General features: G+C 40.7%; 22 protein-coding genes. 9 read left to right on the top strand and 13 right to left on the bottom strand.

The annotated features are described in order from the left end of the window. Positions 1-125 precede the first annotated feature (125 nt). Positions 126-1,028, top strand: coding sequence for an aromatic amino acid DMT transporter YddG (gene yddG, locus B1F84_RS06480; protein ID WP_131690917.1), 903 nt, complete (start codon positions 126-128; stop codon positions 1,026-1,028). A 52-nt stretch (positions 1,029-1,080) separates the two neighbouring features. On the opposite strand, the gene B1F84_RS06475 is transcribed toward yddG, so the two are convergent. Next, positions 1,081-1,500 (bottom strand): MAPEG family protein, encoded by a 420-nt coding sequence (locus B1F84_RS06475; protein ID WP_076920094.1) that lies wholly within the window; start codon positions 1,498-1,500, stop codon positions 1,081-1,083. 267 nt (positions 1,501-1,767) lie between these two features. Here B1F84_RS06475 and B1F84_RS06470 point away from each other — a divergent pair, with 267 nt between their 5' ends. Further along, positions 1,768-2,931, top strand: a complete 1,164-nt coding sequence (locus tag B1F84_RS06470; RefSeq protein ID WP_131690916.1) for a DUF3103 family protein — start codon at positions 1,768-1,770, stop codon at positions 2,929-2,931. Between the two features lie 52 nt (positions 2,932-2,983). On the opposite strand, the gene B1F84_RS06465 is transcribed toward B1F84_RS06470, so the two are convergent. Then, complete coding sequence (locus B1F84_RS06465) at positions 2,984-4,033, bottom strand: endonuclease/exonuclease/phosphatase family protein (protein WP_131691908.1); 1,050 nt, start codon at positions 4,031-4,033, stop codon at positions 2,984-2,986. Between the two features lie 421 nt (positions 4,034-4,454). On the opposite strand from B1F84_RS06465, the gene B1F84_RS06460 reads away from it, so the two are divergent. Then, entirely contained in the window at positions 4,455-5,654 is a 1,200-nt protein-coding gene (locus B1F84_RS06460) for an Nramp family divalent metal transporter (protein WP_131690915.1), read from the top strand. A gap of 77 nt (positions 5,655-5,731) precedes the next feature. On the opposite strand, the gene B1F84_RS06455 is transcribed toward B1F84_RS06460, so the two are convergent. After that, positions 5,732-6,193 carry a hypothetical protein gene (locus B1F84_RS06455; RefSeq protein ID WP_131690914.1) on the bottom strand — a complete coding sequence of 154 codons (462 nt, stop codon included), beginning with the start codon at positions 6,191-6,193 and terminating at the stop codon, positions 5,732-5,734. Here B1F84_RS06455 and B1F84_RS06450 point away from each other — a divergent pair. Then, positions 6,178-7,359 carry a PQQ-dependent sugar dehydrogenase gene (locus B1F84_RS06450; protein WP_131690913.1) on the top strand — a complete coding sequence of 394 codons (1,182 nt, stop codon included), beginning with the start codon at positions 6,178-6,180 and terminating at the stop codon, positions 7,357-7,359. The two genes, B1F84_RS06455 and B1F84_RS06450, sit on opposite strands and share 16 nt — an antisense overlap. A 4-nt stretch (positions 7,360-7,363) precedes the next feature. Here the strand turns inward: B1F84_RS06450 and B1F84_RS06445 are convergent, their stop codons facing one another. The 9 genes from B1F84_RS06445 to lrp form a co-directional block, all read right to left on the bottom strand. Continuing rightward, a complete protein-coding gene (locus tag B1F84_RS06445; RefSeq protein WP_131690912.1) occupies positions 7,364-8,260 on the bottom strand; it encodes an alpha/beta hydrolase in 897 nt (298 codons plus the stop codon). Between the two features lie 329 nt (positions 8,261-8,589). Further along, positions 8,590-8,916: a 50S ribosome-binding protein YggL gene (locus B1F84_RS06440; RefSeq protein WP_131690911.1), complete on the bottom strand. Its 327-nt coding sequence runs from the start codon at positions 8,914-8,916 to the stop codon at positions 8,590-8,592. A 310-nt stretch (positions 8,917-9,226) separates the two neighbouring features. Next, positions 9,227-9,637, bottom strand: a complete 411-nt coding sequence (locus B1F84_RS06435; RefSeq protein ID WP_076920938.1) for a hypothetical protein — start codon at positions 9,635-9,637, stop codon at positions 9,227-9,229. Between the two features lie 347 nt (positions 9,638-9,984). Then, entirely contained in the window at positions 9,985-11,289 is a 1,305-nt protein-coding gene (gene serS / locus B1F84_RS06430) for a serine--tRNA ligase (RefSeq protein WP_024601694.1), read from the bottom strand. A 9-nt stretch (positions 11,290-11,298) separates the two neighbouring features. Further along, positions 11,299-11,679, bottom strand: a complete 381-nt coding sequence (gene crcB, locus B1F84_RS06425; protein ID WP_010389726.1) for a fluoride efflux transporter CrcB — start codon at positions 11,677-11,679, stop codon at positions 11,299-11,301. After that, positions 11,672-13,015 carry a replication-associated recombination protein A gene (locus B1F84_RS06420; protein ID WP_131690910.1) on the bottom strand — a complete coding sequence of 448 codons (1,344 nt, stop codon included), beginning with the start codon at positions 13,013-13,015 and terminating at the stop codon, positions 11,672-11,674. The genes crcB and B1F84_RS06420 overlap by 8 nt, the downstream gene beginning before the upstream one ends. Further along, the gene (gene lolA, locus B1F84_RS06415) at positions 13,008-13,634 is read right to left on the bottom strand and encodes an outer membrane lipoprotein chaperone LolA (protein ID WP_131690909.1); all 627 of its coding nucleotides are present in this window, start codon (positions 13,632-13,634) and stop codon (positions 13,008-13,010) included. The genes B1F84_RS06420 and lolA overlap by 8 nt, the downstream gene beginning before the upstream one ends. Continuing rightward, the gene (locus B1F84_RS06410) at positions 13,634-16,123 is read right to left on the bottom strand and encodes a DNA translocase FtsK (protein WP_076920395.1); all 2,490 of its coding nucleotides are present in this window, start codon (positions 16,121-16,123) and stop codon (positions 13,634-13,636) included. Before B1F84_RS06410 ends, lolA begins: the two co-directional genes overlap by 1 nt. A gap of 197 nt (positions 16,124-16,320) precedes the next feature. Next, positions 16,321-16,800: a leucine-responsive transcriptional regulator Lrp gene (gene lrp / locus B1F84_RS06405; RefSeq protein ID WP_008110073.1), complete on the bottom strand. Its 480-nt coding sequence runs from the start codon at positions 16,798-16,800 to the stop codon at positions 16,321-16,323. Between the two features lie 139 nt (positions 16,801-16,939). Between lrp and ald the strand changes: the two genes are divergently transcribed. Continuing rightward, complete coding sequence (ald, locus tag B1F84_RS06400) at positions 16,940-18,061, top strand: alanine dehydrogenase (protein WP_008110075.1); 1,122 nt, start codon at positions 16,940-16,942, stop codon at positions 18,059-18,061. Positions 18,062-18,179: 118 nt separating this feature from the next. On the opposite strand, the gene pssA is transcribed toward ald, so the two are convergent. Continuing rightward, a complete protein-coding gene (gene pssA / locus B1F84_RS06395; RefSeq protein WP_076920393.1) occupies positions 18,180-19,505 on the bottom strand; it encodes a CDP-diacylglycerol--serine O-phosphatidyltransferase in 1,326 nt (441 codons plus the stop codon). Between the two features lie 276 nt (positions 19,506-19,781). On the opposite strand from pssA, the gene trxB reads away from it, so the two are divergent. From trxB to B1F84_RS06375, 4 genes are all read left to right on the top strand, one after another. Next, positions 19,782-20,732: a thioredoxin-disulfide reductase gene (gene trxB / locus B1F84_RS06390; RefSeq protein ID WP_008110078.1), complete on the top strand. Its 951-nt coding sequence runs from the start codon at positions 19,782-19,784 to the stop codon at positions 20,730-20,732. A gap of 295 nt (positions 20,733-21,027) precedes the next feature. After that, positions 21,028-23,841, top strand: a complete 2,814-nt coding sequence (locus B1F84_RS06385) for a bifunctional aconitate hydratase 2/2-methylisocitrate dehydratase (RefSeq protein WP_131690908.1) — start codon at positions 21,028-21,030, stop codon at positions 23,839-23,841. Between the two features lie 179 nt (positions 23,842-24,020). After that, positions 24,021-24,737, top strand: a complete 717-nt coding sequence (gene aat / locus B1F84_RS06380) for a leucyl/phenylalanyl-tRNA--protein transferase (protein ID WP_131690907.1) — start codon at positions 24,021-24,023, stop codon at positions 24,735-24,737. Then, on the top strand, positions 24,730-25,434 hold the full coding sequence (locus B1F84_RS06375) for an arginyltransferase (protein ID WP_131690906.1): 705 nt from the start codon (positions 24,730-24,732) through the stop codon (positions 25,432-25,434). Before aat ends, B1F84_RS06375 begins: the two co-directional genes overlap by 8 nt. Positions 25,435-25,452 lie beyond the last annotated feature (18 nt).

Genomic DNA, 25,452 nt, shown 5'->3' with positions numbered 1-25,452 from the left:
TATTTATTGATTTTAAACGCTATTTATAGCCTTTTAGTCGAATTTTATAATCTACCTCTTGCCTCACTATTTTTAAAATGTCACATTCGCGACTGACTTTTTTATCATTCATCAGGCAATTCACCATGTCTTTATTAAGCAAACATAAATACACCCTTTATGGAGTGCTCGCTATTTTACTTTGGAGCAGTTTAACTGCCTTTATTCGTGATTTATCAGAATTATTTAGCCCAATTGGCGGTGCCGCTTTGATTTATAGCGTCAGTGCGATTTTTTTAATGTTAGTCATGGGTGTACCAAAGCTAAGCAATTATCCAAAACGGTATTTAGTCTTTGGTGGCAGCTTATTTGTTATTTACGAAATATGTTTAGCTTTATCGCTTGGCTTTGCAAATAGTCGCCAGCAAGCGTTAGAAATGGCAATTATTAACTACCTTTGGCCAGCGTTAACTATTTTATTATCGATTATTGTTAACCGTACTAAAGTAAGCGTATTAGTCTACCCGAGCATACTGATTGCGTTTTTAGGCGTTGCATGGTGCATTGCAGGTGATAGTGGTTTATCTGTAGGAGTATTAACCGCTAATATAAGTGACAATCCATTACCCTACTCTATGGCGTTTGCAGCGGCGTTTATTTGGGCTGTGTATTGCAGTGTAACGGTAAAACTTAGCGAGGGTAAAAATGCCATTAGTGTATTTTTTGCAGCCACGGCAATCTCTTTATGGATAAGTTACGGATTGAGTAATGAACCCAGCTTTGAGTTTAGCCTAGATTCTAGCTTGACCTTAGTATTAGCAGGTGTGGTTATTGGTGGAGGTTACGCATTGTGGAACCAAGCAATCATTGGCGGTAACCTAGTGTTGTTAGGCACCTTGTCTTACTTTATTCCTGTATTGTCTACGCTATTTGCCTCTATTTACTTGTCAATATCGCTCACCAACGCATTTTGGCAAGGCGTTGTGTTAGTGACATTAGGCTCATTAATGTGTTTTATGGTGACCCGAAAAACAAAGCCAGCCCAATAAAATAAGTAAGCGAAAAGCTAGGGACTGTCTGCTTTTCGCTTTAATCATTTAATTAACTGGCTAATCGCAGTCCTAACAGCACTAACATCACAATGTTTGCAATCACACCGATTAAAAAGAAGTAACTACGCGGGCTTGGGTTTTTCTCGGTGGCTATCGCGTAATAAAGTGCCATATGAATTAAACGTGCAATCACATATACCCAAATACATATTGCAAATACCGAGCTGTGGTAATTCATCACAAAAGCAAATAAAACCGTTCCTATAAACAGTGCACTGTTTTCTAAGGTGTTATGAAAAGTACGATGTGCCCTAAATATAAAGCTCCCATGAGATAGCTCTTTATCAATTTTCCCTGGCACGGCACCGGGTTGTTTAGCCTTACTAAACGTCGCCACGGCCCACTGCACTAAAACCATAATTAAATACAGATAAAATGCTACAAACGCAGAGTGTGCAATATCGGTCATTGTTTAATCCTTTGTGTTGTTATTAGAGTAATTGTTACAGCAACTATTAAGCCAAATTTAAACCACTGATATGTATATAAATTATTTTATAAAAAATACATTTTTTGTAATAGATTCCTGCTTTATATAAAAATTACGGTGTTTATGTAATGTATATCAAACCGCAAGCCAACATTAATACTAATTACGTATTTTATAAATTTAACTTGAGCATTTATTCTAAGTATTGTTTTATAGTGTTACTAGAAACGGAACGGCGGAATTTGTATGAAAAATAAAATAACCAAATCTTTAGCTACAGCGGCATTATTGAACTTTATATCAGTACCTGCTTTTTCAGCTCAAGCTCATATTGAAAATGCAGAAAGCTTGGTACAGCAAGCTCAATACAAAAACGTAGCAACTATTAAGCGTAATTTCGCAAAGCAAGTAGCACTTAATTATTCAGTGTTGAATGCTGATTTAAAACAATCAGTAAATAAATATAACTTAGTTTTAAATGCTGATCAGTTATCAACAGTAGCACGGCATACACAACGTGATATAAGTCAGGCAAATAGTGCCTTACAACAGCTTAAAGGCTTACCTAACAATACAGGAAGCTTGTTACAAGTACGTTTAGCTAGCAAAACCATGCTTACTGATTGGCAACAAGGAGAAAGCCCTTTATTCGCATTTACACCCGCTGGTGACGATAGCCAATGGAGCGAGATTGAAGCGTTCGATCAGTTTGGTGACATTCATTACTTGAGTGTTGACCAAATGCCAACCCAACCTGTTTTTATTGTGGAGTTAGATCAACAAAAAGTACAGGATGCGGGTATTGCAGTAATGAAAGGAATTTTATCTGCTAATAAGCTCAGCAAAAAAATGGTTAGCCCACAAAATCAATTAAGTAATGAGCAGCCATTACAAACTAGCGTGCTGAAAAAAATACACTTAGAGGATGATAAAGAGCCTTGGATTTCAGGAAAAGCAGAGGTTTATGCCATTGTTACGGGGATCGATCCTAGCAGAGATGAACCAATATTAGATATTGTTGATTTGCCTTATTTAGATCATGACCAAACCAATTACAGCCCAAATCAGGTTTTAATTCATTGGCAACGCTATCGTTGGCAGGCAGTTGATTTGCTTTTAATGGAGCAAGATGACAACACAAATTATAAAACCTTAGCAATGAAGTTATTAGAAATATCAGAGCAAGTAATGGCAAGCATCCCTGATTTACAAGCACAGGGCTATACTATTATTCCCAAACTCACTAATGAGTTACTTAAAGCAATGCCTGATGAATGGTTTACCAATAATGATGATTATGTCGATGTTTTTTACACGCTGTTTGAAAACAAAGAGTATCAAGGTTATAAAGGCGCAAGTAGTAATGCCACCATTACCTTATCACCTTTAGAAATTAACCCTCGTCAGTAAATAGCGACTCGCCACTGTTTGGCTTGGTAACTAAACAGTGGTGAGTTAATCATTACTCCCTCAGTTTAAGCGTGATACAAACTACACCGTGATCGGTACTTAAATCGTCGCGCTCAAATTGTGGGTTAATTAAATGACGATCGTAAGTATGATAATCGCTTACTTCAAAAAAGCTGTCGTCATAGCCAGAATCAAACTCACAAGATAGCAAAATATAATCAAGCACAGAGCTGCTTGCGCCAAAGTAATGTGTTGCTTTTCGTCGTGGTTTTAAACCTTGGCTATCTTTATCGGTAACACCTTTTATTGGCTCACTAGCTACTTCATCAGGCTCGCAATCATCGTTTAACTTTGTAAATAACTGCCACGCATCGTTAAGACAATATTTTGCAAGGTAGGTTTTACTATCAAACGTGGGGGCAAAACGCAGTGTATTGGTTAATAAATGGCTTAAAACGCCATCAGCTAGGTCGTTATTAAAATCTCCCATTAGTATCATAGGCTGTTGCGTGGCCTCACGACGACTTATCATTTCTATCATCAGCAATGTTGCTTCACTACCGCGCTGAATAGTTGAGCCCCAGCCACCCGCTACATTCGCTTTTAAAATTTCAATAATGTTTTTTTCAGCGGTTAGCTCTTTATTAGTTTCATCAATCTCAATTGATGACCGTTTAGATTTAAAATGCACCACATAGCAATCGGTATTACCGATATGCGGCAAATTTATTGTGGCTCTAAGAACTTTACGACTAAAGGCAAAATCTTCAGTTAAACCTAAAGTATTGGCAAGCTCATAGTCGTGTTTAACGCTCGCTACTTCAACGATGGGGTATTTTGCTGCTATTGCAACAACGGGGCGTTTATAAATAAAATCATCTATTACCTGTGGCTCATCCACCACAGCAAAGTGCGCATAACCTTGCTGCTTTACTAATTCTTTAAGCGACTCAATGCTAAACACTTCCTGAAAGCCAATTACATCGGGCTGATGCTCGGTTAAATAATCAATAATCCAGCGCTGTTTTTTTGCCCATTGCTCTGCGGTATATATCCGCTCAAACTCATAATAAGCATTAGGTGGCTCAAGATAATTAAACAGGTTAAATGTGGCTATTTTTAATGTTGAATTGGTTATCATCATCTCAGGGGATTGTTCTGAGTTATCAGTTAAAGGTGATGTATTACAGTCACTAATAATGGTCGCCTTTGAAAGTTTATATTGTGTGCTATTGTCAACATCATATAAGATTTTTGCTGAGTGCCAAAGCTTGATAACAACTAAAACCAATTAAATAGTTTAAAGTTTAAGCAAACGAAACCTATCCCCTTTAAATTTATATACAAGTTGGTATGCTACGCGACCTTTTTTAACATATGGTTATCAAAAAAGGCAAAGCCAAGGGGCGGCTAATGCTGCAAGGCACTTAGTATAAGTGGCAGCAATATTACAGGCATCACGTTAAACAAACGTTAGGTGTAACTTTAAATAGAAATATAAAAAGCACTATTAGGGTCAAACTATGCGATTAGGACCAGGACTACTCGTCACCGCTGCCTTCATTGGACCAGGGACTATTACCACCGCGAGCGTAGCGGGTGCAAACTTTGGTTTTGCACTAATATGGACATTACTATTTTCAGTAATTGCCACCATATTATTACAATCTATGGCGGCGCGCCTAGGCGTAGCCACTGGGCAAGACTTAGCACAAGCACTAAGAGCCCATATTGAAACTCCCCTATTTAAATCTCTCGCTATATTTTTAGTGATCAGCGCCATTGGTGTTGGCAGTGCCGCCTACGAGGCTGGTAATTTAAGCGGTGCCAGCATGGGATTAATTGAAATATTCCCTCAGGTAAATGCCCAACTTTGGACGCCACTGATTGCATTTTTAAGTGCCATACTACTTTATAGCGGTAAACACAAAGTTGTTGAAAATGCGCTTATTTTACTAGTGATTTTAATGAGCCTAGTGTTTATCTCTACGCTTGTTATGGCGGCTCCCTCGCTCAGTGATGTGTTAGCAGGCTTTATTCCTAGCATGCCAGAGGGCTCAGTCACCACAGTATTAGCATTGGTAGGCACTACCATAGTGCCATACAACTTATTTTTACATTCGGGTGTGCTTGCTGCCCGCCATGACAGCGAAAGCGATAAACAAAAGGTGATTAAAGAAACCAACATCGATACCGGTGTGTCTATCACCTTAGGTGGCGTGATCACGCTAGCTATTTTATCAACCGCGTCAGTGGCATTTTATGGCACAGATGCAGGGCAAATTAGCGCTGCTAATATGGCGGTGCAGCTTGAACCCTTACTAGGTGATGCCGCCCATTACTTTTTTGCTATTGGTTTATTTGCCGCAGGCTTAACAAGCGCAATCACGGCCCCCCTTGCCGGTGCCTACGCAGTGTGTGGGATGTTAGGTTGGTCAAATAAAATGGATAACACTCGCTTTAAAAGCGTTGCCATTGTTATTTTATTATTTGGTGCGGCGGTGGCCTCACTGGGTTTAGACCCTGTTGCCGTGATAATTTTTGCCCAAGCCGCTAATGGCTTATTACTGCCTATTGTAACCACCTACCTAGTGTGGCTGGTTAACCAAAAAACAGTAATGGGCAAATACACCAACTCACTGCTGGTAAATCTATTTACTTTACCGGTGTTAGTGCTTATTTTTGGCTTAAGTGGTTATAAACTTTTTAGTTTGATTTTTTGATATCACTAGGTAATTTATACATAAAAAAGCCGCTGCATCATGTGCAGCGGCTTTTTTCATTGCAGACCAATACTCACTTAAAAACCGTGATGCTCTGTCTTTTGCTTATTTGCCTTAATGAGTTTTGCAAATACATAACCCCCTACTGCACCAGCAAGTAATTGCGCATAAAAACCCCAGCCTCTTGCGCCTGCAATAATAGTAATATTCATAATTGACTCAATAGCAATTAACGCCGTTGCAAACGCTACCACACCCGCAATTACAAATAATTGTACCCCCTGATTTTTAAGCTTTTTCGCAATAAACCAAGTCACTAAAAATGCAAAACTCAATGCAATGGCTATAATAGCGCCGTAAGTGGGTAGTAATCCGAGCCAATCTTCAAAGGTTAAATTAACACGATCATTAAAGCCCACCATTACACCTACATTAACTAATTGATTGACAACGTATTGGCTATGAAACAAGCTAGCAAGAGTGAATGTAAGTAACCAAGAAACTAAAAATGAAGGGAGTATACGTGTTAAAAATTGCATGGTTATCTCAACTTAAAATGAAACTTTTTCCTTACACTAGCAAAGGCTTGCAGGGTAAACAATCTCTACGTTGTATTACGCTACTCTCGCTTTTAGTGTTTTCGTGTAACGCCAGTGCCGAGCTCCCAAAACAGCAATACACTACCAGCACCTTAGCAACAGGCCTCAATTCACCGTGGAGCATGGTTAAACTCCCAAACCATACCTGGTTAATCACCGAGCGTGATGGCCATGTTGTCATCATTAAAAACAACCAACAAACCCGAGTTAAACTAGATTTCGAGGGCTTGTACGTTGCAGGGCAAGGCGGTTTACTCGACATAGTGCTTTCGCCCAATTACAGTGAATCAAAAGAAATTATATTCACTTATGCTCAAGGTGAGCTTGATGCAAACAGGCTCGTTATTGCCAAAGCTAAGTTTGATGGCGAGCAATTTTCAGCACCAAAAATTATTTATAGAGTCGCCACCGATAAGGGCACACCGCAGCATTACTCTGGCCGCGCGCTTGTACTGCCCGATAATAGCTTACTGTTTTCAAGTGGTGATGGCTTTGACTACCGCGAGCAAGCACAAGTTATAACCAGCCAATTAGGTAAAGTGCTACGAATTAATTTAAATGGCACTATTCCAACCGATAACCCGTTTATTAAACATGAAAACGCTAACGCGCATGCCATTTATTCACTTGGCCATCGGAACCTACAAGGTTTAGTATACGATGATGATACCAAGCAAATTATTAGTCACGAACACGGCCCCGCAGGCGGCGACGAGCTCAACTATTTAACAGCTGGCACCAATTACGGCTGGCCGGTAATCACTAACGGCGACGATTATTCACAAGCACGTATTTCCCCCTTTAGAGACTACCCCGGAATGGCTAAACCAACCGTAGATTGGACGCCTTCAATTGCGCCATCAGGCATGGCATATTATGGTTCTATGCATACAGCCTTCCCTTCACTGCAACGTCACGTGCTTATTACTACATTAGTCGATAAAAAGCTCTACAGTGTTAATTTAGCAGATAGTGAATACACCCAGTCGCATATTTTCCCAGAGGCTACAGGTAGGCTCAGAGATGTATTTGTTACTGCTGAAGGTAATGTAGCGATATTAACGGATGGCAAAGAGGCAAAGCTGATGCTGGTAACGCCAAATTAGTCATTTATTTAAAATTATGAAACTCAAAAAATGACTGAGTTATTTGAATTGGTTGTTCTAATTGCGGGTAATGGCCTACCCCTTCTAGTTCAATAATATCTGGATTAATGATTAATTCGCGATAACGTTTAACCATATGACGACCCGAAACGGGGTCGTCCATACCGCAAATTAACCGCATGGGTACATCTGCTTGTTGTAAAGCGCTCACCCAACGAGCGCGATGTAATTTACGCTCTGTGATGTAATAAATCAGTTTTGCCATGACTGGCTTGCCCTGTTTGTATGCAATTAACTGCCACAACTCCTTGAGCTCTTTTTCAGCAAGGGGCGTAGCGCATATATTATCAAAGTTACGCTTAAAGCTTTTATAGTTCGCAAGTCGCGACACTAAAGCACCTATAGGGCTAAGTAACAGCTTTTGCAATAATACCGGTTTATGTGTTTCTGGAAATAACCCGCCGTTAAGAAAGCAAATGCTTTGTATTTTTATGGCATGTGCTTCATTTAAGTTGCTTCTAGCAAGTAGCTCTTGCGCTACCGTATCACCGTAATCGTGGCTTAAAATATGCGCTGCTTTTACATTGAAAAGCTTTAAAAAATGAGTCAGTAAATCCGCTTGCATACTAATGGTGTAGGTAACATTTTGCGGTTTATCACTAAAACCAAAACCCAGCATATCCAGAGTAAATACCTTAAAGTGTTGAGTGAGCGCAGCCCATTGATTATGCCAATCCCAACTTGCCGTTGGGTAACCATGGATCAGTAATAAACACGGCGCGCCCTCCTCCCCTTGCACATGATATGCAATGTCATGACCTTGAAATTCAAACGTCGACTGGCTCTTATACCACGAAGCTAATGAGTCAGTGATTATTGTAGTGTTACTAATGACATTCATGACAATTTAGCCGCTTTTATAGGGTTATAAACACATAAACTAAGTTACTACCTTAATTAACTTCTTAACTTGTGTCATCTAAATTAGAACTCTGTTGGGTGGCGCCTTTGGCTTAACCAACCTACCTTTTAACGTAGGTCGGATAAGTGGCGAAGCCACGCCATCCGACAAAAAGATAATGGATTTACTTGGGACAACCCGATTTATCACGCTGTGCTTAATATGCAAAATAGCGACTTAAATTAAGCCGCAATAAGATTTAAGTTTTGATGTGTGGAGTTAAGATTTGCTAATTCTGTTGTGCAACCAAATAATCTTTAAATAAATCATTACACTCCGTAGTTTGCATCAACTAATTGACTAACAACAATATTTGAAATGTTTTCTTTAGACTTTAACCAAAGCTCAACGTCTGCTCTATCTTGATTAGTCGCCGAACCATAACGATTAACAGAACAAATAAAACCACTGAATGACTTACAGTCACCTCCACCAGCAATACAAAGTTTTCTTTTATCAATAAATTCTAAAAGCTCATCTAGCAATAAATCAAACTCTTCCTCTGTTACATTTAAATTACAAGTAAATTCAAAACCTAGAATAGCAAATTCATCTAAATACAATTTCTTACGTAATCGTCTACTTTTAGTACTCATAAATATCCTTTGGCATATGACGCCAACTTATTAATCTGCCAATGAGGTACATAGAGTAAGTTATAAGGAAGAAAAATCCAAAGAAAATTTAATATTTAACAAATAGTTAGAACTTAACTAATTACGCTCAATTGTTATCTGAGTACTTTTTAATGAAGATATTTATTCACAAAGAGGATAAGAGACGCTGCGCTTTTGTGAATTTAAGTTCTGATGTCTGAAGTCAAGATTTGACCACTTTGGTTTTATTTTTGCGCCGTGTGTTTTGCAAAAAATTGGCCTGCTTGCGGAGTCAGGTTTGATGCGTTTGTTAGGCATTTTTCAACAAGTCGTAGAAATGCTCATAGAATCGATATTTAGGGCAATTCTTAGGCGTAATATCTTCAATGTACCCTAAGTCTTGCATATATAGAATCGCAGCGTTTAATTCTGGATGTATATCAGTGTGGTATTCGAAACTTGGCTCAGATTTATTCACTGAAGTCCGGCTACATTTAATAAAAAAAGTGCGTACACCAGCGAAATCAGGATTCTTTACGTCCTCAATCATCTCTTCAATGATTGTTGGAAATTTTAGTTTGAGAGATTCCCATTGGTTGAACTCCGCTTTTGTGTTTTCCTTTCTGCGTCGTTGATCTGTAAATTTATTACCATAAAAAGTGCCCGCTGCACCGGTAAAACCGCCAACGACAAATCCAACAGCTAGGGAAAAAATGTCCATATACTCTCCTAATGCCTAACAACTCTGTATCCTACATTTGTCGTTTTATAAACCGACAAATATCTAAATATTACAATTAGTCTAATGTAACTAGCGAATAAGCACATGTAAACAATTAGTTACCTCTCACCTAAATTTACGGAATGTAGAAAAACACCAAAATGGTGGAGAACAGTAATATTGGAAAAAAGAGTAATGGACTAATAAAACTTAGACTTTTTCTCTCGCCTTGAGCCTTTCTCCTTGAACCTTTAACTTTTTATCCACAAAAAAGCCGCCGTTCATTACAAACAGCGGCTTTCTTTCTAGAGCTTATAGCTAAAAACTGACAGCTTACAGCTAGTACTTTAAGCTTTCCCAATCACTTCAAGTCCACCCATGTATGGGCGTAATACTTCTGGTACTACTACAGAGCCGTCGGCTTGTTGGTAGTTTTCTAGTATGGCTACAAGTGTACGGCCAACCGCTAAACCTGAACCGTTTAGTGTGTGTAAAAGCTCTGGTTTTTTAGCGCCTTCACGACGAAAACGTGCTTGCATACGGCGTGCTTGGAAATCGACCATGTTTGAACATGATGAAATTTCGCGGTACGTGTCTTGCGCTGGTAACCATACTTCTAAATCGTATGTTTTTGCTGCGCCGAAGCCCATGTCGCCCATACATAAAATCACTTTACGGTATGGTAGCTCTAGTGCTTGTAAAATTTGCTCAGCATGGCCTGTTAGCTCTTCAAGCGCTTGCATTGAATCTTCTGGTTTTACAAGCTGAACTAGTTCAACTTTATCAAACTGATGCTGACGGATTAAACCGCGAGTATCGCGACCGTAGCTGCCTGCTTCACTTCTAAAACATGGCGTGTGCGCTGTTAAGCGAATTGGTAAATCGCTTTCTTCGTAAATTTCATCACGTGCGCTGTTGGTAAGCGGTACTTCTGCCGTAGGAATTAAGCTAAAACCAGCTTGTTGCTCGCCATCATCGTTCACTAGGCCTAATGTGTGGAATAAATCGCCGGCAAACTTAGGTAATTGGCTGGTGCCGTAAAGGCTTGCGCTATTAACTAAGTACGGTACATACATTTCTGTGTAGCCGTTTTTGTCTGTGTGGGTGTCTAGCATGTATTGGGTAAGTGCACGGTGCATACGCGCTACTTGGCCGCGCATTACGGTAAAGCGTGCGCCACTAATTTTAACGCCCATTTCAAAGTCTAGGCCGTTTAGGTCTTGCCCTACATCAACGTGGTCTTTAACTTCAAAATCGTACTTTTTAGGGGTGCCCCACGTTAAAATTTCTACGTTGTCGTCTTCGTCAGCGCCTTCTGGTACCGACTCGTCAGGTAAGTTTGGAATTGCTAAGGCAATTTGTTTAATTGCTTCTAACACTTCGTCTTGCTCAGCTTTAGCTGCGTCTAATTCGCTGCCTAAGTTAGCAACTGCGTCTAGCAATGGCTGCGCATCTTCGCCTTTTGCTTTTGCTTGACCAATGGCTTTAGCACTGGCGTTACGTTGACTTTGAAGTTCTTGCGTTTTTACTTGTAATGTTTTGCGTTTTTCTTCAAGTTCAGTCACTACCGCTACATCTAGTTCATAACCACGTGCGGCTAAACGTGCTGCAGTTTGTTCGACATCTTGACGTAAATATTTAGAATCTAACATGTTAGTTTTTTAACCTTTTTGCATTACTAGCTGAAGGCCCAGCCAAGCCATAAAAATACACACCATCACGTTTAAGATGATATTGAGGGCCATTTTAATAAAGTGACCTTGTTGTAATAACAACAACGAATCCATTGAGAATGTTGAAAAGGTGGTTAACGCACCTAAAAAGCCAATTCCGATGAGGGTTTTAGCGGGACTAACGGCAATAACCTGCTTATCGATTAAACCGTACAAAATGCCCATCAACAATGAACCCAGAATATTAACCGTCAACGTGCCAAAAGGGAATCCCCTACCGAGGAGTTTTAGCATGGTTTCGCTAATAAAAAACCGTAAACAGGCTCCTGACGCTCCGCCAAGAGCGATCATCATGTAAAGTTTAATCATGCTCATAACGTTTTACTGGGCTTTGTGCGTCGCGCTCTTTTAAATAATCGAGCTTTTGTTTAATTTTTTGCTCAAGTCCACGATCACTTGGCTGGTAGTATTGTTTGCCATCCATTTCTGGCGGTAGGTATTTTTCGCCAGCAGCAAATGCGCCTTCTTCGTTATGCGCGTAACGATACTCTGCGCCATAGCCTAAGTCTTTCATTAAGTTGGTGGGGGCATTGCGTAAATGCTCTGGCACCGGGTAGCTTGGCTGATTTTTAGCATCGTCTTTAGCTTGATTAAACGCCATATAAACCGCATTGCTTTTAGGCGCGCTGGCTAAGTACAAGGTGGCCTGTGCAATGGCGCGCTCACCTTCACTGGGGCCAACTCGTTGGAATATATCCCATGCGTTTAAAGCCACTTCCATCGCGCGCGGATCGGCGTTACCAATGTCCTCTGTAGCAATCGCTAATAAGCGCCTTGCAACGTAAAGCGGGTCGCCGCCACCGGCTAAAATACGGCAGTACCAATAAAGCGCCCCATCGGGTGAACTGCCTCGAACTGATTTATGAAACGCCGAAATTAAATCGTAAAATTCATCGCCGCCTTTATCGTATTTGGCTAAATGCGTGGGCAGTACTTGGCTGAGTACCTGTTCGTCAACATGAAATTGGCCGTTTTGCTCAGTGGTTAAATCGACTGCTTGCTCGAGTAAATTAAGCACTTTACGAGCATCGCCACCACTTGCTTGGCATAGCGCCTGTTTGGCGTTATCTGCAATCACGATATGTTTTTGGCTTAATTGCTCATCTTGTTTAAGTGCACGCTCTATTACTGTGTATAAATCGCTTTCCTGTAAGGATTTTAAAACATACACCCTTGCACGAGACAAAATCGCGTTATTAAGCGCAAACGAGGGGTTTTCGGTGGTCGCGCCTACAAATATAAAAGTGCCATCTTCAATATGCGGTAAAAACGCATCTTGCTGAGATTTATTAAAGCGGTGTACTTCATCAACAAACATTAAAGTACGCTGGCCACGGCTTTGTAAGTTATCGCGCGCTTGGGTTACGCTATCGCGTATATCTTTTACGCCCGCCGTTACTGCCGACATTTGAATTAGTTCAGCATCGGCATGATTGGCAATAATTTGCGCTAGCGTAGTTTTACCTACCCCTGGCGGGCCCCATAAAATTAAACTATGACAACGCCCTGCAACAATGGCTTGATGCAGCGGTTTGTCGTTACTTAGTAAATGCTGTTGCCCTATGTAATCGTTAAGCGATAAAGGGCGCATACGCGCAGCGAGTGGACGTACATCGGGCCCAAAGTTAAAACCTAAATTACTCACCGTTACTCTGATCGTCTATTTCTACACCCGCTGGCGGGGTAAATTCAAAAGTTGTTTTATCAAGCTCAGTATTAACCAGTGCATTGCTAAATGTAAACGCAGATAGCTGGCCTGAGTTATCTTTAACTACCAGTTTTGCAAGCCCTTTTTCGTTATCAGCAAAAGTAATATCAAGCTGCTCTACTTGGCTTTCTACGCCTTTATTTGGGGTAATGCTAAAGCCTAAATCGGTGGCAAGCACGCTGTATTTTTCCCATTGCGCAGGGTCTTTAGAGGTGAGCAATATAAACGGTGTAGAATCAATTAAACCGCTGGTTTTCATGATGGTTACTTGCTCAGCAAAGCTATCAAAGTAATAGGTTTTATCGCCGTTTGACACAAATAAGGTGTCGTCTGGGTTAGTTTGCTGCCAGCGAATCATCAATGGCTGTTGCAGCGCAATATTGCCTTGGCCTTGCATTACCAATTGGCCTTCACCGTCGGTTACGTTTTGTTTAAATTGTGCTTTAAAGCTTTTTAACGTTGATAACTTATCTTGTAATGCTTGGCTGTCGCCAGCAAAGCTGGGCATAGCCACTAAACTGCCCAATACTAATAATAAACTACTTAATTTTTTCATTAATTTGCTCCATTAGGTACTAATACATCGCGTGCGCCGTTGTGTCCTGGTGCACTCACGATACCTGATGTTTCCATTTGTTCTACTAAACGTGCAGCACGGTTATAGCCTACACGTAATTTACGTTGCACTGATGATACCGACACTTTACCGGTTTCTATTACAAAGGCGACCGCTTCGTCGTATAACGGATCTGACTCTTCATCGCCATTTTCGCTGGCCTCACCTGGTAATAAAATATCTTCGGTGGCATCGCCATTTAAAATTTCGTCTATGTAATTTGGTTTAGCACGAGCTTTCCAATCGTTTACTACGGCATGTACTTCATGGTCGTCTACAAACGCGCCATGCACACGCTCTGGTACACTGGTACCTGGCGGTAAATAAAGCATGTCACCCATGCCTAATAAGTTTTCAGCGCCTTGTTGATCAAGTATGGTGCGCGAATCTATTTTACTTGATACTTGAAACGCCATACGTGTAGGTATATTCGCTTTAATTAAACCGGTTATTACATCAACCGACGGACGCTGCGTTGCTAAAATTAAATGAATACCCGCAGCACGCGCTTTTTGCGCAATACGAGCAATTAACTCTTCAACTTTTTTACCTACAATCATCATCATGTCGGCAAATTCGTCAATAACCACCACTATGCTAGGTAACTTATCTAGCTCATCTGGGCCCTCTTTCATGCCATCGGTGTCTTTAAATAATGGATCCATTATTGGGTAGCCCGCTTCTTTGGCTTCCATTACTTTTTGGTTGTAACCTTTTAAGTTACGTACACCTAAAGCCGACATCAGCTTATAGCGGCGTTCCATTTCACCTACACACCAACGCAGCGCGTTAGCGGCTTCTTTCATGTCGGTCACAACTTCACACAATAAATGCGGGATGCCTTCGTAAACAGAAAGCTCAAGCATTTTCGGGTCAATCATGATCATACGAACATCTTCTGGGCCCGATTTATACAGTAAGCTTAATATCATTACATTAACGCCCACTGACTTACCTGAACCCGTTGTACCGGCAACTAATAAATGTGGCATTTTACCTAAGTCGGCACACACAGGTTGTCCTGCAATATCTTTTCCAAGCACCATGGTTAACGGCGATGGGTTTTGCTCAAACTTAGGTGCGTTTATCACTTCTGATAAACGCACAATTTCACGATATTTATTAGGCAGCTCAATACCGATATAGGTTTTCCCCGGAATAACTTCAACCACTCGCACACTAATTGCCGATAACGAGCGCGCTAAATCTTTTGAAAGCCCAGTAATTTTAGACACCTTAATACCCGGTGCTAAATCAAGCTCAAAACGAGTAACAACGGGCCCGGGGTAAACTCCAACCACGGTAGCTTGCACGTTAAAATCGAGTAATTTTGTTTCTACAAGGCGCGATACGCTATCAAGCTCTTCTTGCGAAATTGGGTTTTTTGCTTTGTCGGGTCTGTCTAGTAAATCCAATGATGGCAATGGCCCCGGAGGTGGCTCTTGCTCTAATAATTGCTCAAACTTCTCTTTGGCAGTTGGCGGCGGTTGAAACCCTGATTTTGGCTTGTTAATGGGTCTTGCTGGTGAAACCACGGTTGTAGCTGGTTTTTCAGGTTCAACCACTGGGCTTTGATCTAGCGCATTAAGTGCTGCTTCTGTGTCCATAGGTTCATCGTCTATGGCGCTAAAGCTAATTTCTTGATCGAGTATTTGGTCAAGCTCGTCAAACGGCATAAACTCGTCGTCTTGCGGCGCGTTTACTTTAGTTGTTGGTTTGTCGAGTGCTTTTGGTTTGTCTGCTGTTTTATTAGCAAGCTCAGGTTCTTGTTGGCGTGTGTCGTCTTCAAAATAGGCATCGGGTTGCTCGTCTTGTACTTTACCTGCAATGCGTTCACGTTGCATCCAACCGCGAGCATAGGTAACCAAAAAGCGGTATAACCTAACAATTAAATCACCCAAGTAATCAACAAATTGTACCCACGACACACCCGTTAATAGCGTTAATCCTGCAAAAAAGAAGCACAGCAGTAAAATAGAGGTGCCGGTAAAATTAAACGCAGGCATCATCGCCGATGCAATCACATCGCCCACTACCCCACCGGATGAAAAATTATAAATATCGTCAAAATTAATACTGCTGATAGCAGTTGCTGAGGTAATAAACAGCGCAAAGCCAATAATGCGTAATCCAAGTGTGGTGTAATCGAGTTGTAAAATACGGTGCGGCTGCTTAAATACCAGGTAACCTAGCAGCTGAATAGCCGCTGGTACAAAATAGGCAAGCCAACCAAAAGTGAGCAATAGTATATCGGCCACCCACGCGCCCGCTGTACCCGTTATATTTTGTACATTGGTAAATTCACCCGTTTGCGACCAAGCAGGATCGGCAGGATGAAAACTAATTAAAGCACATAAAATAAATACCGCTGCAAAGGTGCTGACGATGAGCCCCGTTTCTAATAGTCTTTGTACACCGTTTAGGCGCATAATTACCTATCCCTCATTATTATTTTTTACACTCACTTGGCAATAGAATACCTTAGCAGGAAATGTATTTTGATGCACTTTATCTTAACCATGATGGCCTGATTATGAACAAGTTTTTATTATTTAATCGGCTTTTTCTTAAGCCAAGCAAAATTGACTGCGACAATAAAAGTATTTTAAAGGCTGTTACTCTATCATTAAGCAACAAAAGGACGAATAACAACGCCCTCTTCACCCTTTACTTCTTCCATGACTACATAGGTGCGGCTTTCACTCACATTGGGCAGCTTTAATAATATATCACCGAGCACGCCGCGGTATTCTGACATATCGTTAACCCGGGTTTTTAATAAAAAGTCGAAATTACCTGATACCAAATGACATTCTATAATTTCTTCGTGCTTTCTAACAGCAGCACTAAACTCTTCAAATACGTCGGGCGATGTTTTGGTAATGGTTACTTCTACATACACAGAAAGCCCTTGACCAAGCTTGGCGGGATCAACCACCGCTTTGTAGCCTAAAATGTAACCTTCTCGTTCAAGCTTTTTCACTCGCTCTAGACAGGGCGTGGCGCTTAGGCCAACTCGTCGGGCCAGTTCAACATTTGACAGGCGGCCATCAAGTTGTAATTCGACTAAAATTTTGCGATCAATACGGTCTAATAAGTTATGCATGGCTTTTTAGTTTTTTATTCTAATAAAATTAATTTTACAGATACTAACACTACAAAGAGCTTAAAAAAAGGTGGGACACACTACCCTAGCATGAATATAATAGTGAAAAATTTTTATCCCGTTCTAACAAGGCAAAATTATGATTATTGGTGTACCTAAAGAAATTAAAAACCATGAGTACCGTGTAGGTATGGTTCCTGCGAGTGTTCGCGAACTTGTAAATCACGGCCACCAAGTGATTGTTGAAACGAATGCTGGTATGGGCATTGGTTTTACAAATGATGATTATGTTCAAGCAGGCGCTGAAATTTTAGAAACAGCTGCTGATGTTTTTGCAAAAGCAGAAATGATCATCAAGGTAAAAGAGCCACAAGCTGTTGAGCGTGCAATGTTACGTGAAGACCAAATTCTTTTCACTTACCTTCACCTTGCACCGGATCTTCCACAAACTGAAGACCTTGTTAAAAGTAAAGCAATCTGTATTGCTTATGAAACTGTGACTGATTCACGCGGTGGTTTACCACTTTTAGCGCCAATGAGTGAAGTTGCTGGCCGTATGTCTATTCAAGCAGGTGCACAAGCGCTAGAAAAAGCAAACCACGGTCGTGGTATGTTACTAGGTGGTGTACCAGGTGTTGAGCCAGCTAAAGTAGTTGTTATTGGCGGCGGCATGGTTGGTCGTAGCGCTGCACAAATGGCCGTTGGCCTAGGTGCTGAGGTTGTTGTACTTGACCGTAACATCGATGTATTACGTGCACTAGACGCACAGTTTGGTAATAAAGTTAAAGCTATTTACTCAACAGCTGACGCGCTTGAAAAGCACGTACTTGAAGCTGATCTAGTAATTGGTGGCGTACTTATCCCGGGTGCTGCTGCACCTAAGCTAGTGACTGCTGAACACATTAAAGCAATGAAGCCAGGTGCTGCCATTGTTGATGTTGCCATTGACCAAGGTGGTTGTATTGCTACGTCTAAAGCAACTACGCACGCTGATCCTACTTTCATCGTTGATGAAGTTGTTCACTACTGTGTTGCTAACATGCCAGGTGCTGTTCCACGTACATCTACGTTTGCACTTAACAATGCAACATTGCCGTTCATTATTAACCTTGCAAACAAAGGTTACAAAAAGGCACTACTAGATGACGCTCACTTCTTAAAAGGCTTAAACGTAATTAAAGGCCAAGTAACTTACAAAGAAGTAGCTGAAGCGTTCAACATGGAATATGTTGACCCACGCACTGCAGTAGAAAACGCGTAACTGTTATTGTTACCGCTTATACCTAAGCCATAATTTAGGTATAAGCATTAAAAAAGCAGCTAATTAGCTGCTTTTTTTGTATCTAAATTTTAGGGTCTGTGGTCAACAGACCCTAATGTTATATAAATCGTTTAATAATAAAGTCGACTTTTACGCGCTTAGCTTGACCAAGCAGTTTTTTCACCGGCTGCGGGTAATCGTCCATGGTTTCTAAATCATCAGGCCCAGTTAAACGGCGACAATGCTTTAAAATTTCTTGGCGTTCATTATCAATATCGCGCATGATAGATTGTTCAGGATCTTCTATCAGAATGCCATTTTCGATATCTAGCCCCCACGCGCGCGGATTTAGGTTATGCCCACTAAGTAAATGCACTTTACGGTCACAGCAAATCCCTTTTAGATGAAACGAGTTACTCTCGTGTTTCCAAAGGTATACGTTTAAGTTGCCATTATCTATGTGGCGTTTTTGCGATTTTACAAACTTATGTAAAATAGTTTCGTATAAATACGGTAACGCACCAATTTTACTAAATGGCTCGCTAGGTGGCAGGTAAAAATCGTTTGCAGTTTTATCGCCCACCACAATAGTTACTTGTTTACCTTGCTTTAATAGCCTGCGTAAAGAGCGCATTAATGGCGCCGGAAAATTAAAATACGGCGTGTATAACACCAGCTCTTGCTCGGTGGTATCAAATAACGCTTTAATTAAGCGATTAAGCTCATTATTACGACGGCCTAAACCTAAAAATAAACGAATGCCCATTGCATGAGTATTCAAGTTCTGCGCACTTTTATAGCTTGCCGATTTAAGCTCACGCATAAGTTGCTTTTGTTCAAGCTTAAAGTCAGCCATGCGTTTAAGCGGTCGTTGATCTATTCTTGGTACCGCTTCAGAGCTTAATAAAGTTGATTCAATAAAATCGACCACTGAGTCACATAATTCGCTTTGCGAGACTAAAAAGTAGCGATCGAGTCGGTATCGGTCGCTATATTGCAAATACACATTATTTAAACTGGCACCGCTGTAGAGCAATGTGTCGTCTATAACAAAGCCTTTTAAATGCAATACCCCAAACAGTTCTTTGGCTTTTACGGGAACACCATACACTTGAACGTTTGAATTAAACTTCTCTAAGCTGTCGCAATATAAGCTTGCATTGCCCTCTGACTTTTCTGCACCAATTAAACCGCGTTGGGCGCGATGAAAATCAACCAGTACTTTAATTTCAAGCGAAGGGTTAGCTAACGATGCACTGTGTAGTGCGGCTAATATTTCACGACCCGCTTCATCATCTTGTAAGTAAAGTGTGGTGATATAAATTCGTTTTTTTGCGTTGGCAATTAAATCTAACAATTGCGTACGGTATTCTTGCGCATTGGTTAAGACGTTAACGTCTTTTGAAGTCAACCCAAATGCGGGTTTCTCTTGCCAAAATAACATAGTTGCCTATTCACTTAGGTCACATAATTAAGCAGTGACAAATCAAAATTAGTTAAAAGATAACAAAAAAAATCAGGCTGGTCATGAATTAACGTTGTTTTATTGGCTAACAGTCTATTTATTAGGCGGGCGCTACCTTTAATGCATTTACTAGTACACATTAATGAACAGCTTTGTAATTTGCGAAAAAAAATAATCTCATCTTTTATTTACTTCCTGCTTGTTTTTCTTAGAATCGGGCGCATTAAAACCGTATTAAACGTTTAGGAAAAGATCATGACTGAAGCAAAACATTGTAAGTTACTTATTTTAGGTTCGGGCCCTGCAGGCTACACAGCCGCGGTTTACGCTGCACGTGCTAATTTAAACCCTGTTTTAATTACAGGTATTCAACAAGGTGGCCAGCTAACAACCACCACTGAAGTTGAAAACTGGCCTGGCGATGCACACGGTTTAACCGGCCCTGCATTAATGGATCGTATGAAAGAGCATGCAGAACGCTTTGAAACTGAAATTGTGTTCGACCACATCAACAAAGTTGATGTATCTAAGCGCCCTTTCACACTAACCGGTGACCAAGGTACTTACACATGTGATGCTTTAATTATTGCAACAGGTGCCTCTGCTAAATATTTAGGCTTAGAATCTGAGACTAATTTCCAAGGTCGTGGTGTTTCTGCTTGTGCAACCTGTGACGGGTTTTTCTATAAAGGCCAAAAAGTAGCGGTTGTTGGTGGTGGTAATACGGCTGTTGAAGAAGCGTTATACTTGTCTAACATTGCTGATGAAGTTCATGTTATTCACCGTCGTGATAGTTTCCGTAGTGAAAAAATTCTTGCTGACCGCCTTGCTGAAAAAGCAGCAAACGGTAACGTTGTAATGCACTACAACCGTACACTTGATGAAGTGCTTGGTGACCAAATGGGTGTGACCGGCGTTCGCATCAAAGATGTGGCATCAGATGCTACTGAAGAACTTGATTTAGCGGGTGTGTTCATTGCCATTGGCCATAAGCCAAACACCGATATGTTTGAAGGTCAGCTAGAAATGAAAGACGGCTACCTAGTGGTTGAATCTGGTCTAAACGGTAATGCAACCCAAACCAGTGTGCCAGGTGTATTTGCTGCTGGTGATGTATCTGACCATATTTACCGTCAAGCGATTACCTCTGCCGGTACTGGCTGTATGGCTGCACTTGATGCAGAACGCTTTTTAGATAATCTGTAATTTAGAATCTAAATTAAAAAAGGGCTGAATTTTCAGCCCTTTTTTATGCCCAAACATAACTGTACTCACACCAAAATTCATTGTACTTATAATTGAAATTAGTTTTATTTATACAATTAATGGCTTAGGTGCGATAGGATCTAAGGGTGAGCAACAAATACCGTCAAATTATATAAGTAAAACTAGCTATAATTATCGTCAGGAATAAAAGCTTTATTCATTTAGGCATTACTAGAAACTGTAAAATCAGTTAAAATGCTTAACTTCATATCAAGTAAATTACCGAGAGTTTTCTATGAGTTTGTATACAAAATATATGGAAGAAATCCAAACCCGTAAAACGGAGCTTGGATTAAGCCCACAACCAATCGATAGCGCTGAACTAGTATCAGAAATAATTAATCAAATTAAAGATACTAATAACGAGCACCGTAAAGATTCACTGCATTTCTTTATTTTTAATACTTTACCTGGAACAACCAGTGCTGCGGGCGTTAAAGCACAGTTTCTAAAAGAAATCATTTTAGGTGAAGAGCACGTTGCAGAGATCACTCCAGAATTTGCATTTGAACTGCTTTCACACATGAAAGGCGGCCCATCGATTGAAATGCTAATTGATTTAGCCTTTGCTGATGACGCAAAAATCGCAGCACAAGCTGCAGAAGTACTGAAAACTCAGGTATTCTTATACGATGCAGATATGGAGCGCATTAAAGCGGCCTACGAAGCAGGTAACCCAATTGCTAAAGAATTACTAGAGAGCTTCTCAAAAGCTGAATTCTTCACAAAACTACCTGACATCGAAGAAAAAATCGAAGTAGTAACTTACATTGCTGGTGAAGGCGACATCTCAACTGATTTACTGTCTCCAGGTAACCAAGCACACTCGCGTGCTGACCGTGAATTACACGGTAAGTGCATGATCACTGAAGAAGCACAACAAGAAATTGTTGCCCTTCAAAAGAAACACCCTAACGCTAAAGTAATGCTTATTGCTGAAAAAGGCACCATGGGCGTTGGTTCATCACGTATGTCTGGTGTGAATAACGTAGCACTTTGGGCTGGTAAACAAGCAAGTCCATACGTTCCTTTCATCAACATTGCACCTGTTGTTGCAGGTACTAACGGCATTGCACCAATCTTCTTAACCACGGTTGATGTAACTGGCGGTATTGGTCTTGACCTTAAAAACTGGGTTAAGAAAGTAGATGCAGACGGCAATACAGTAACTGATGCAAATGGTGATGCAGTGCTTGAAGAGGCTTACTCTGTTGCTACTGGTACTGTGTTAACAATCAATACTAAAGAGAAAAAGCTTTATAACGGCGATAAAGAACTTGTTGATATTTCATCAGCATTCACACCGCAAAAAGTTGAATTTATGAGAGCCGGTGGTTCTTACGCTGTTGTATTCGGTAAAAAACTACAAACGTTTGCTGCTGAGACTCTTGGCATTGAAACTCCGCTTGTTTATGCACCTTCAAAAGAAATTTCACATGAAGGCCAAGGCTTAACAGCGGTTGAAAAAATCTTTAACCGCAATGCGGTAGGTGTACTATCAGATACGCCACTTCACGCAGGCTCAAATGTTCGCGTTAAAGTGAACATCGTTGGTTCGCAAGATACAACCGGTCCAATGACAGCGCAAGAATTAGAAGCCATGGCTGCTTCAACGATTTCACCTCTTGTTGATGGTGCCTATCAGTCTGGTTGTCATACAGCATCAGTATGGGATAGCAAAGCACAAGCAAACATTCCTAAACTAATGGCGTTTATGAATAAGTTTGGTTTGATCACTGCACGTGACCCGAAAGGCGTTTACCATGCAATGACTGACGTTATTCACAAAGTATTGAACGACATTACAATTGATGATCGCGCTATCATCATTGGTGGTGACTCACATACACGTATGTCTAAAGGCGTTGCCTTTGGTGCCGATTCAGGTACTGTTGCTGTTGCACTTGCAACCGGTGAATCAGCGATGCCAATTCCTGATTCAGTTAAAGTAACGTTTAAAGGCAAAATGGCTAAGCACATGGATTTCCGCGATGTTGTACATGCAACGCAAGCGCAAATGCTTAAGCAATTTGGCGGCGAAAACGTGTTCCAAGGTCGTATCATTGAAGTTCACATTGGTACCCTAATGGCTGACCAAGCGTTTACTTTCACTGACTGGACTGCAGAAATGAAAGCGAAAGCGTCAATCTGTATTTCAAATGATGAAACGTTAATTAAGTCAATTGAACTTGCTAAGTCACGTATCCAAATCATGATCAACAAAGGTATGGAAAACGAAGCACAAACGCTACAAGGTCTAATCGATTTAGCCGACAAGCGTATTGCAGGTATTCAATCTGGTGAAGAGCCAGCACTTTCTCCAGACGACAACGCTAAATACCACGCAGAAGTTGTGGTTGATTTGGACCAAATCGTTGAGCCAATGATTGCCGATCCAGACGTAAATAACGATGATGTTTCTAAGCGTTATACTCACGATGTGATCCGCCCTGTTTCTTTTTACAACGACAAGCCTGTTGATTTAGGTTTTGTTGGTTCGTGTATGGTTCACAAAGGCGATATGAAAATTATTGCTCACATGCTACGTAACCTTGAGAAGAAAAACGGTTCTATCTCATTCAAAGCGCCATTAGTTGTTGCGCCACCAACATACAACATTGTTGATGAGCTTAAAGCTGAAGGCGATTGGGATATTCTTGCTAAATACGCAGGTTTTGAATTTGACGATGCAAAACCAAAAACGGCTGCACGTACTAAGTATGAAAATATCTTATACCTTGAACGTCCTGGTTGTAACTTATGTATGGGTAACCAAGAAAAAGCAGAACCTGGTGATACTGTTATCGCAACATCAACACGTCTTTTCCAAGGCCGTGTAGTAGCCGATACATCTGAGAAAAAAGGTGAGTCACTTCTAGGTTCTACGCCAGTTGTAGTTCTATCTTCTGTTCTTGGTCGCTTCCCGACTATCGAAGAGTACAAGTCTGCGGTTGAAGGTATTGACCTTACATCGTTTACACCTGTTGAAGAAGCAATGACAACTAAGTTCAACGCAGGACAAGCTGTACCAGTAAAAGTGGTTAGCTAATTCGATTAGTTTACCATTTAATTAAGCGCGTTTTTTAACGCGCTTTTTTTTGGCTAAAATTTACCTAACAGGAATGTAAGCCCTGCTCAACTCTATGGACAACACAATAATTTGTGGTTTGTGATTTTAAAGCAACAGGTTACACTTTATCTTGACCATGCAGTTATTCAATCGGTGTTATGACTAAACAACTCTATCAACTCGCTACGAGCCATTTTGCTTTTCCTGATCCCAGCCATGCATTAGATGATCCAGATGGTTTACTTGCCATTGGTGGATGCTTATCGGTAACGCGATTAAAAAATGCTTATTTATCTGGTATTTTTCCGTGGTTTAGTGAACACGAGCCAATTATGTGGTGGTCACCCAGTGAGCGCGGTATTGTTGAGCTTGATGACTTTCATGTTAGTAAAAGCTTACAAAAACATTTAAAAAAGCACCCGGTCACCGTAACTATTAACCATGCCTTTGAAGAAGTGATAGAAGCGTGCCGCGATCAACGCATTGATACTGATGGCACTTGGATCACCCCGCAAATGCAACAGGCGTACATTAATGCCCATCACAATGGCTTGGCCCATAGTTTAGAGGTATGGCGCGAGGGAGAGCTTGCAGGCGGCTTATATGGGATTATGCAAACAGGTATTTTTTGTGGTGAATCAATGTTTCATCATCAAACAAATTGCTCCAAACTGGCTATGTGGGCGCTGGTTAATTGGCTTAAACGCCATAATGCGCATTTTATTGATTGCCAATTAGAAAATCCTTATTTAATGTCGTTAGGTGCCAGCGTGATTCCACGTGAAGAATTTTTAACTAAACTTAATAAAGCACAGTGTTACACCCCAGCTGCCAGTATGTGGCAGCCACAGGAGCTAATCGCGATATATGAATGAACAACTTCCAGCTCGTATAGGCCTAAGCCAACCATTTGAATGCAGTTACTTGCCAGATCGCCAAGAGCAACTGCTGGTGATACTCGATCCAAGTTGTTATAGCAGCAATAAGTTTGAGTCGTTATTAGGATTGGGCTTTCGTCGCAGTGGTAACCAAATTTACCGTCCGCACTGCCCTATTTGCAGCGCGTGTAGTTCTGTGCGCGTTTTAGCTGATGAGTTTATCCCTACAAAATCGCAAAAACGTAAACTTAACAAAGCAAAAAACCGCTTTGAGGTAAAATATTCTCAAGTTGAACGCGAACAATACTATCCACTTTACAGTAAATACATTAGTTTACGTCATAAAGACGGTTCTATGTATCCACCTGATAAATCACAATTTCAAAGCTTTTTGTTTTGTAGCTGGTTAACCATCACCTTTATAGAGCTTTGGGATCAAGAAAACTTAGTGGCCGTTGCTGTAACTGATTGTATGGACAACGCTATTTCGGCTATTTATACATTTTTTGACCCTGACTACGAACACTTTAGTTTAGGCACTGTAATGATATTACAGCAGCTTAAATTTGCTAAACAGCAGCGCAAACAGTTTGTTTATTTAGGCTATCAAATAGATGAATGTGACAAAATGAAGTATAAAACCCAGTTTTTACCCGCCCAAAAACAGCTCAATGACCAGTGGGTGGCTATTTAATTTACAAAAATAGCCCCT

Source organism: Pseudoalteromonas sp. DL-6, from assembly GCF_004328665.1.
Classification (GTDB): domain Bacteria; phylum Pseudomonadota; class Gammaproteobacteria; order Enterobacterales; family Alteromonadaceae; genus Pseudoalteromonas.
This window is presented reverse-complemented; position numbering and strand designations above follow the sequence as displayed.

Excerpts from the sequence above, each read along its gene's own strand:
- B1F84_RS06410 (WP_076920395.1), bottom strand. The coding sequence starts at position 16,123 with ATGCGCCTAAACGGTGTACAAAGACTATTAGAAACGGGGCTCATCGTC.
- B1F84_RS06385 (WP_131690908.1), top strand. The coding sequence starts at position 21,028 with ATGAGTTTGTATACAAAATATATGGAAGAAATCCAAACCCGTAAAACG.
- B1F84_RS06445 (WP_131690912.1), bottom strand. The coding sequence starts at position 8,260 with ATGAATGTCATTAGTAACACTACAATAATCACTGACTCATTAGCTTCG.
- B1F84_RS06460 (WP_131690915.1), top strand. The coding sequence starts at position 4,455 with ATGCGATTAGGACCAGGACTACTCGTCACCGCTGCCTTCATTGGACCA.
- B1F84_RS06440 (WP_131690911.1), bottom strand. The coding sequence starts at position 8,916 with ATGAGTACTAAAAGTAGACGATTACGTAAGAAATTGTATTTAGATGAA.
- B1F84_RS06375 (WP_131690906.1), top strand. The coding sequence starts at position 24,730 with ATGAATGAACAACTTCCAGCTCGTATAGGCCTAAGCCAACCATTTGAA.
- yddG (WP_131690917.1), top strand. The coding sequence starts at position 126 with ATGTCTTTATTAAGCAAACATAAATACACCCTTTATGGAGTGCTCGCT.
- aat (WP_131690907.1), top strand. The coding sequence starts at position 24,021 with ATGACTAAACAACTCTATCAACTCGCTACGAGCCATTTTGCTTTTCCT.
- serS (WP_024601694.1), bottom strand. The coding sequence starts at position 11,289 with ATGTTAGATTCTAAATATTTACGTCAAGATGTCGAACAAACTGCAGCA.
- B1F84_RS06455 (WP_131690914.1), bottom strand. The coding sequence starts at position 6,193 with ATGCAATTTTTAACACGTATACTCCCTTCATTTTTAGTTTCTTGGTTA.
- B1F84_RS06470 (WP_131690916.1), top strand. The coding sequence starts at position 1,768 with ATGAAAAATAAAATAACCAAATCTTTAGCTACAGCGGCATTATTGAAC.
- B1F84_RS06475 (WP_076920094.1), bottom strand. The coding sequence starts at position 1,500 with ATGACCGATATTGCACACTCTGCGTTTGTAGCATTTTATCTGTATTTA.
- lrp (WP_008110073.1), bottom strand. The coding sequence starts at position 16,800 with ATGCATAACTTATTAGACCGTATTGATCGCAAAATTTTAGTCGAATTA.
- pssA (WP_076920393.1), bottom strand. The coding sequence starts at position 19,505 with ATGTTATTTTGGCAAGAGAAACCCGCATTTGGGTTGACTTCAAAAGAC.
- ald (WP_008110075.1), top strand. The coding sequence starts at position 16,940 with ATGATTATTGGTGTACCTAAAGAAATTAAAAACCATGAGTACCGTGTA.
- B1F84_RS06435 (WP_076920938.1), bottom strand. The coding sequence starts at position 9,637 with ATGGACATTTTTTCCCTAGCTGTTGGATTTGTCGTTGGCGGTTTTACC.
- crcB (WP_010389726.1), bottom strand. The coding sequence starts at position 11,679 with ATGATTAAACTTTACATGATGATCGCTCTTGGCGGAGCGTCAGGAGCC.
- lolA (WP_131690909.1), bottom strand. The coding sequence starts at position 13,634 with ATGAAAAAATTAAGTAGTTTATTATTAGTATTGGGCAGTTTAGTGGCT.
- trxB (WP_008110078.1), top strand. The coding sequence starts at position 19,782 with ATGACTGAAGCAAAACATTGTAAGTTACTTATTTTAGGTTCGGGCCCT.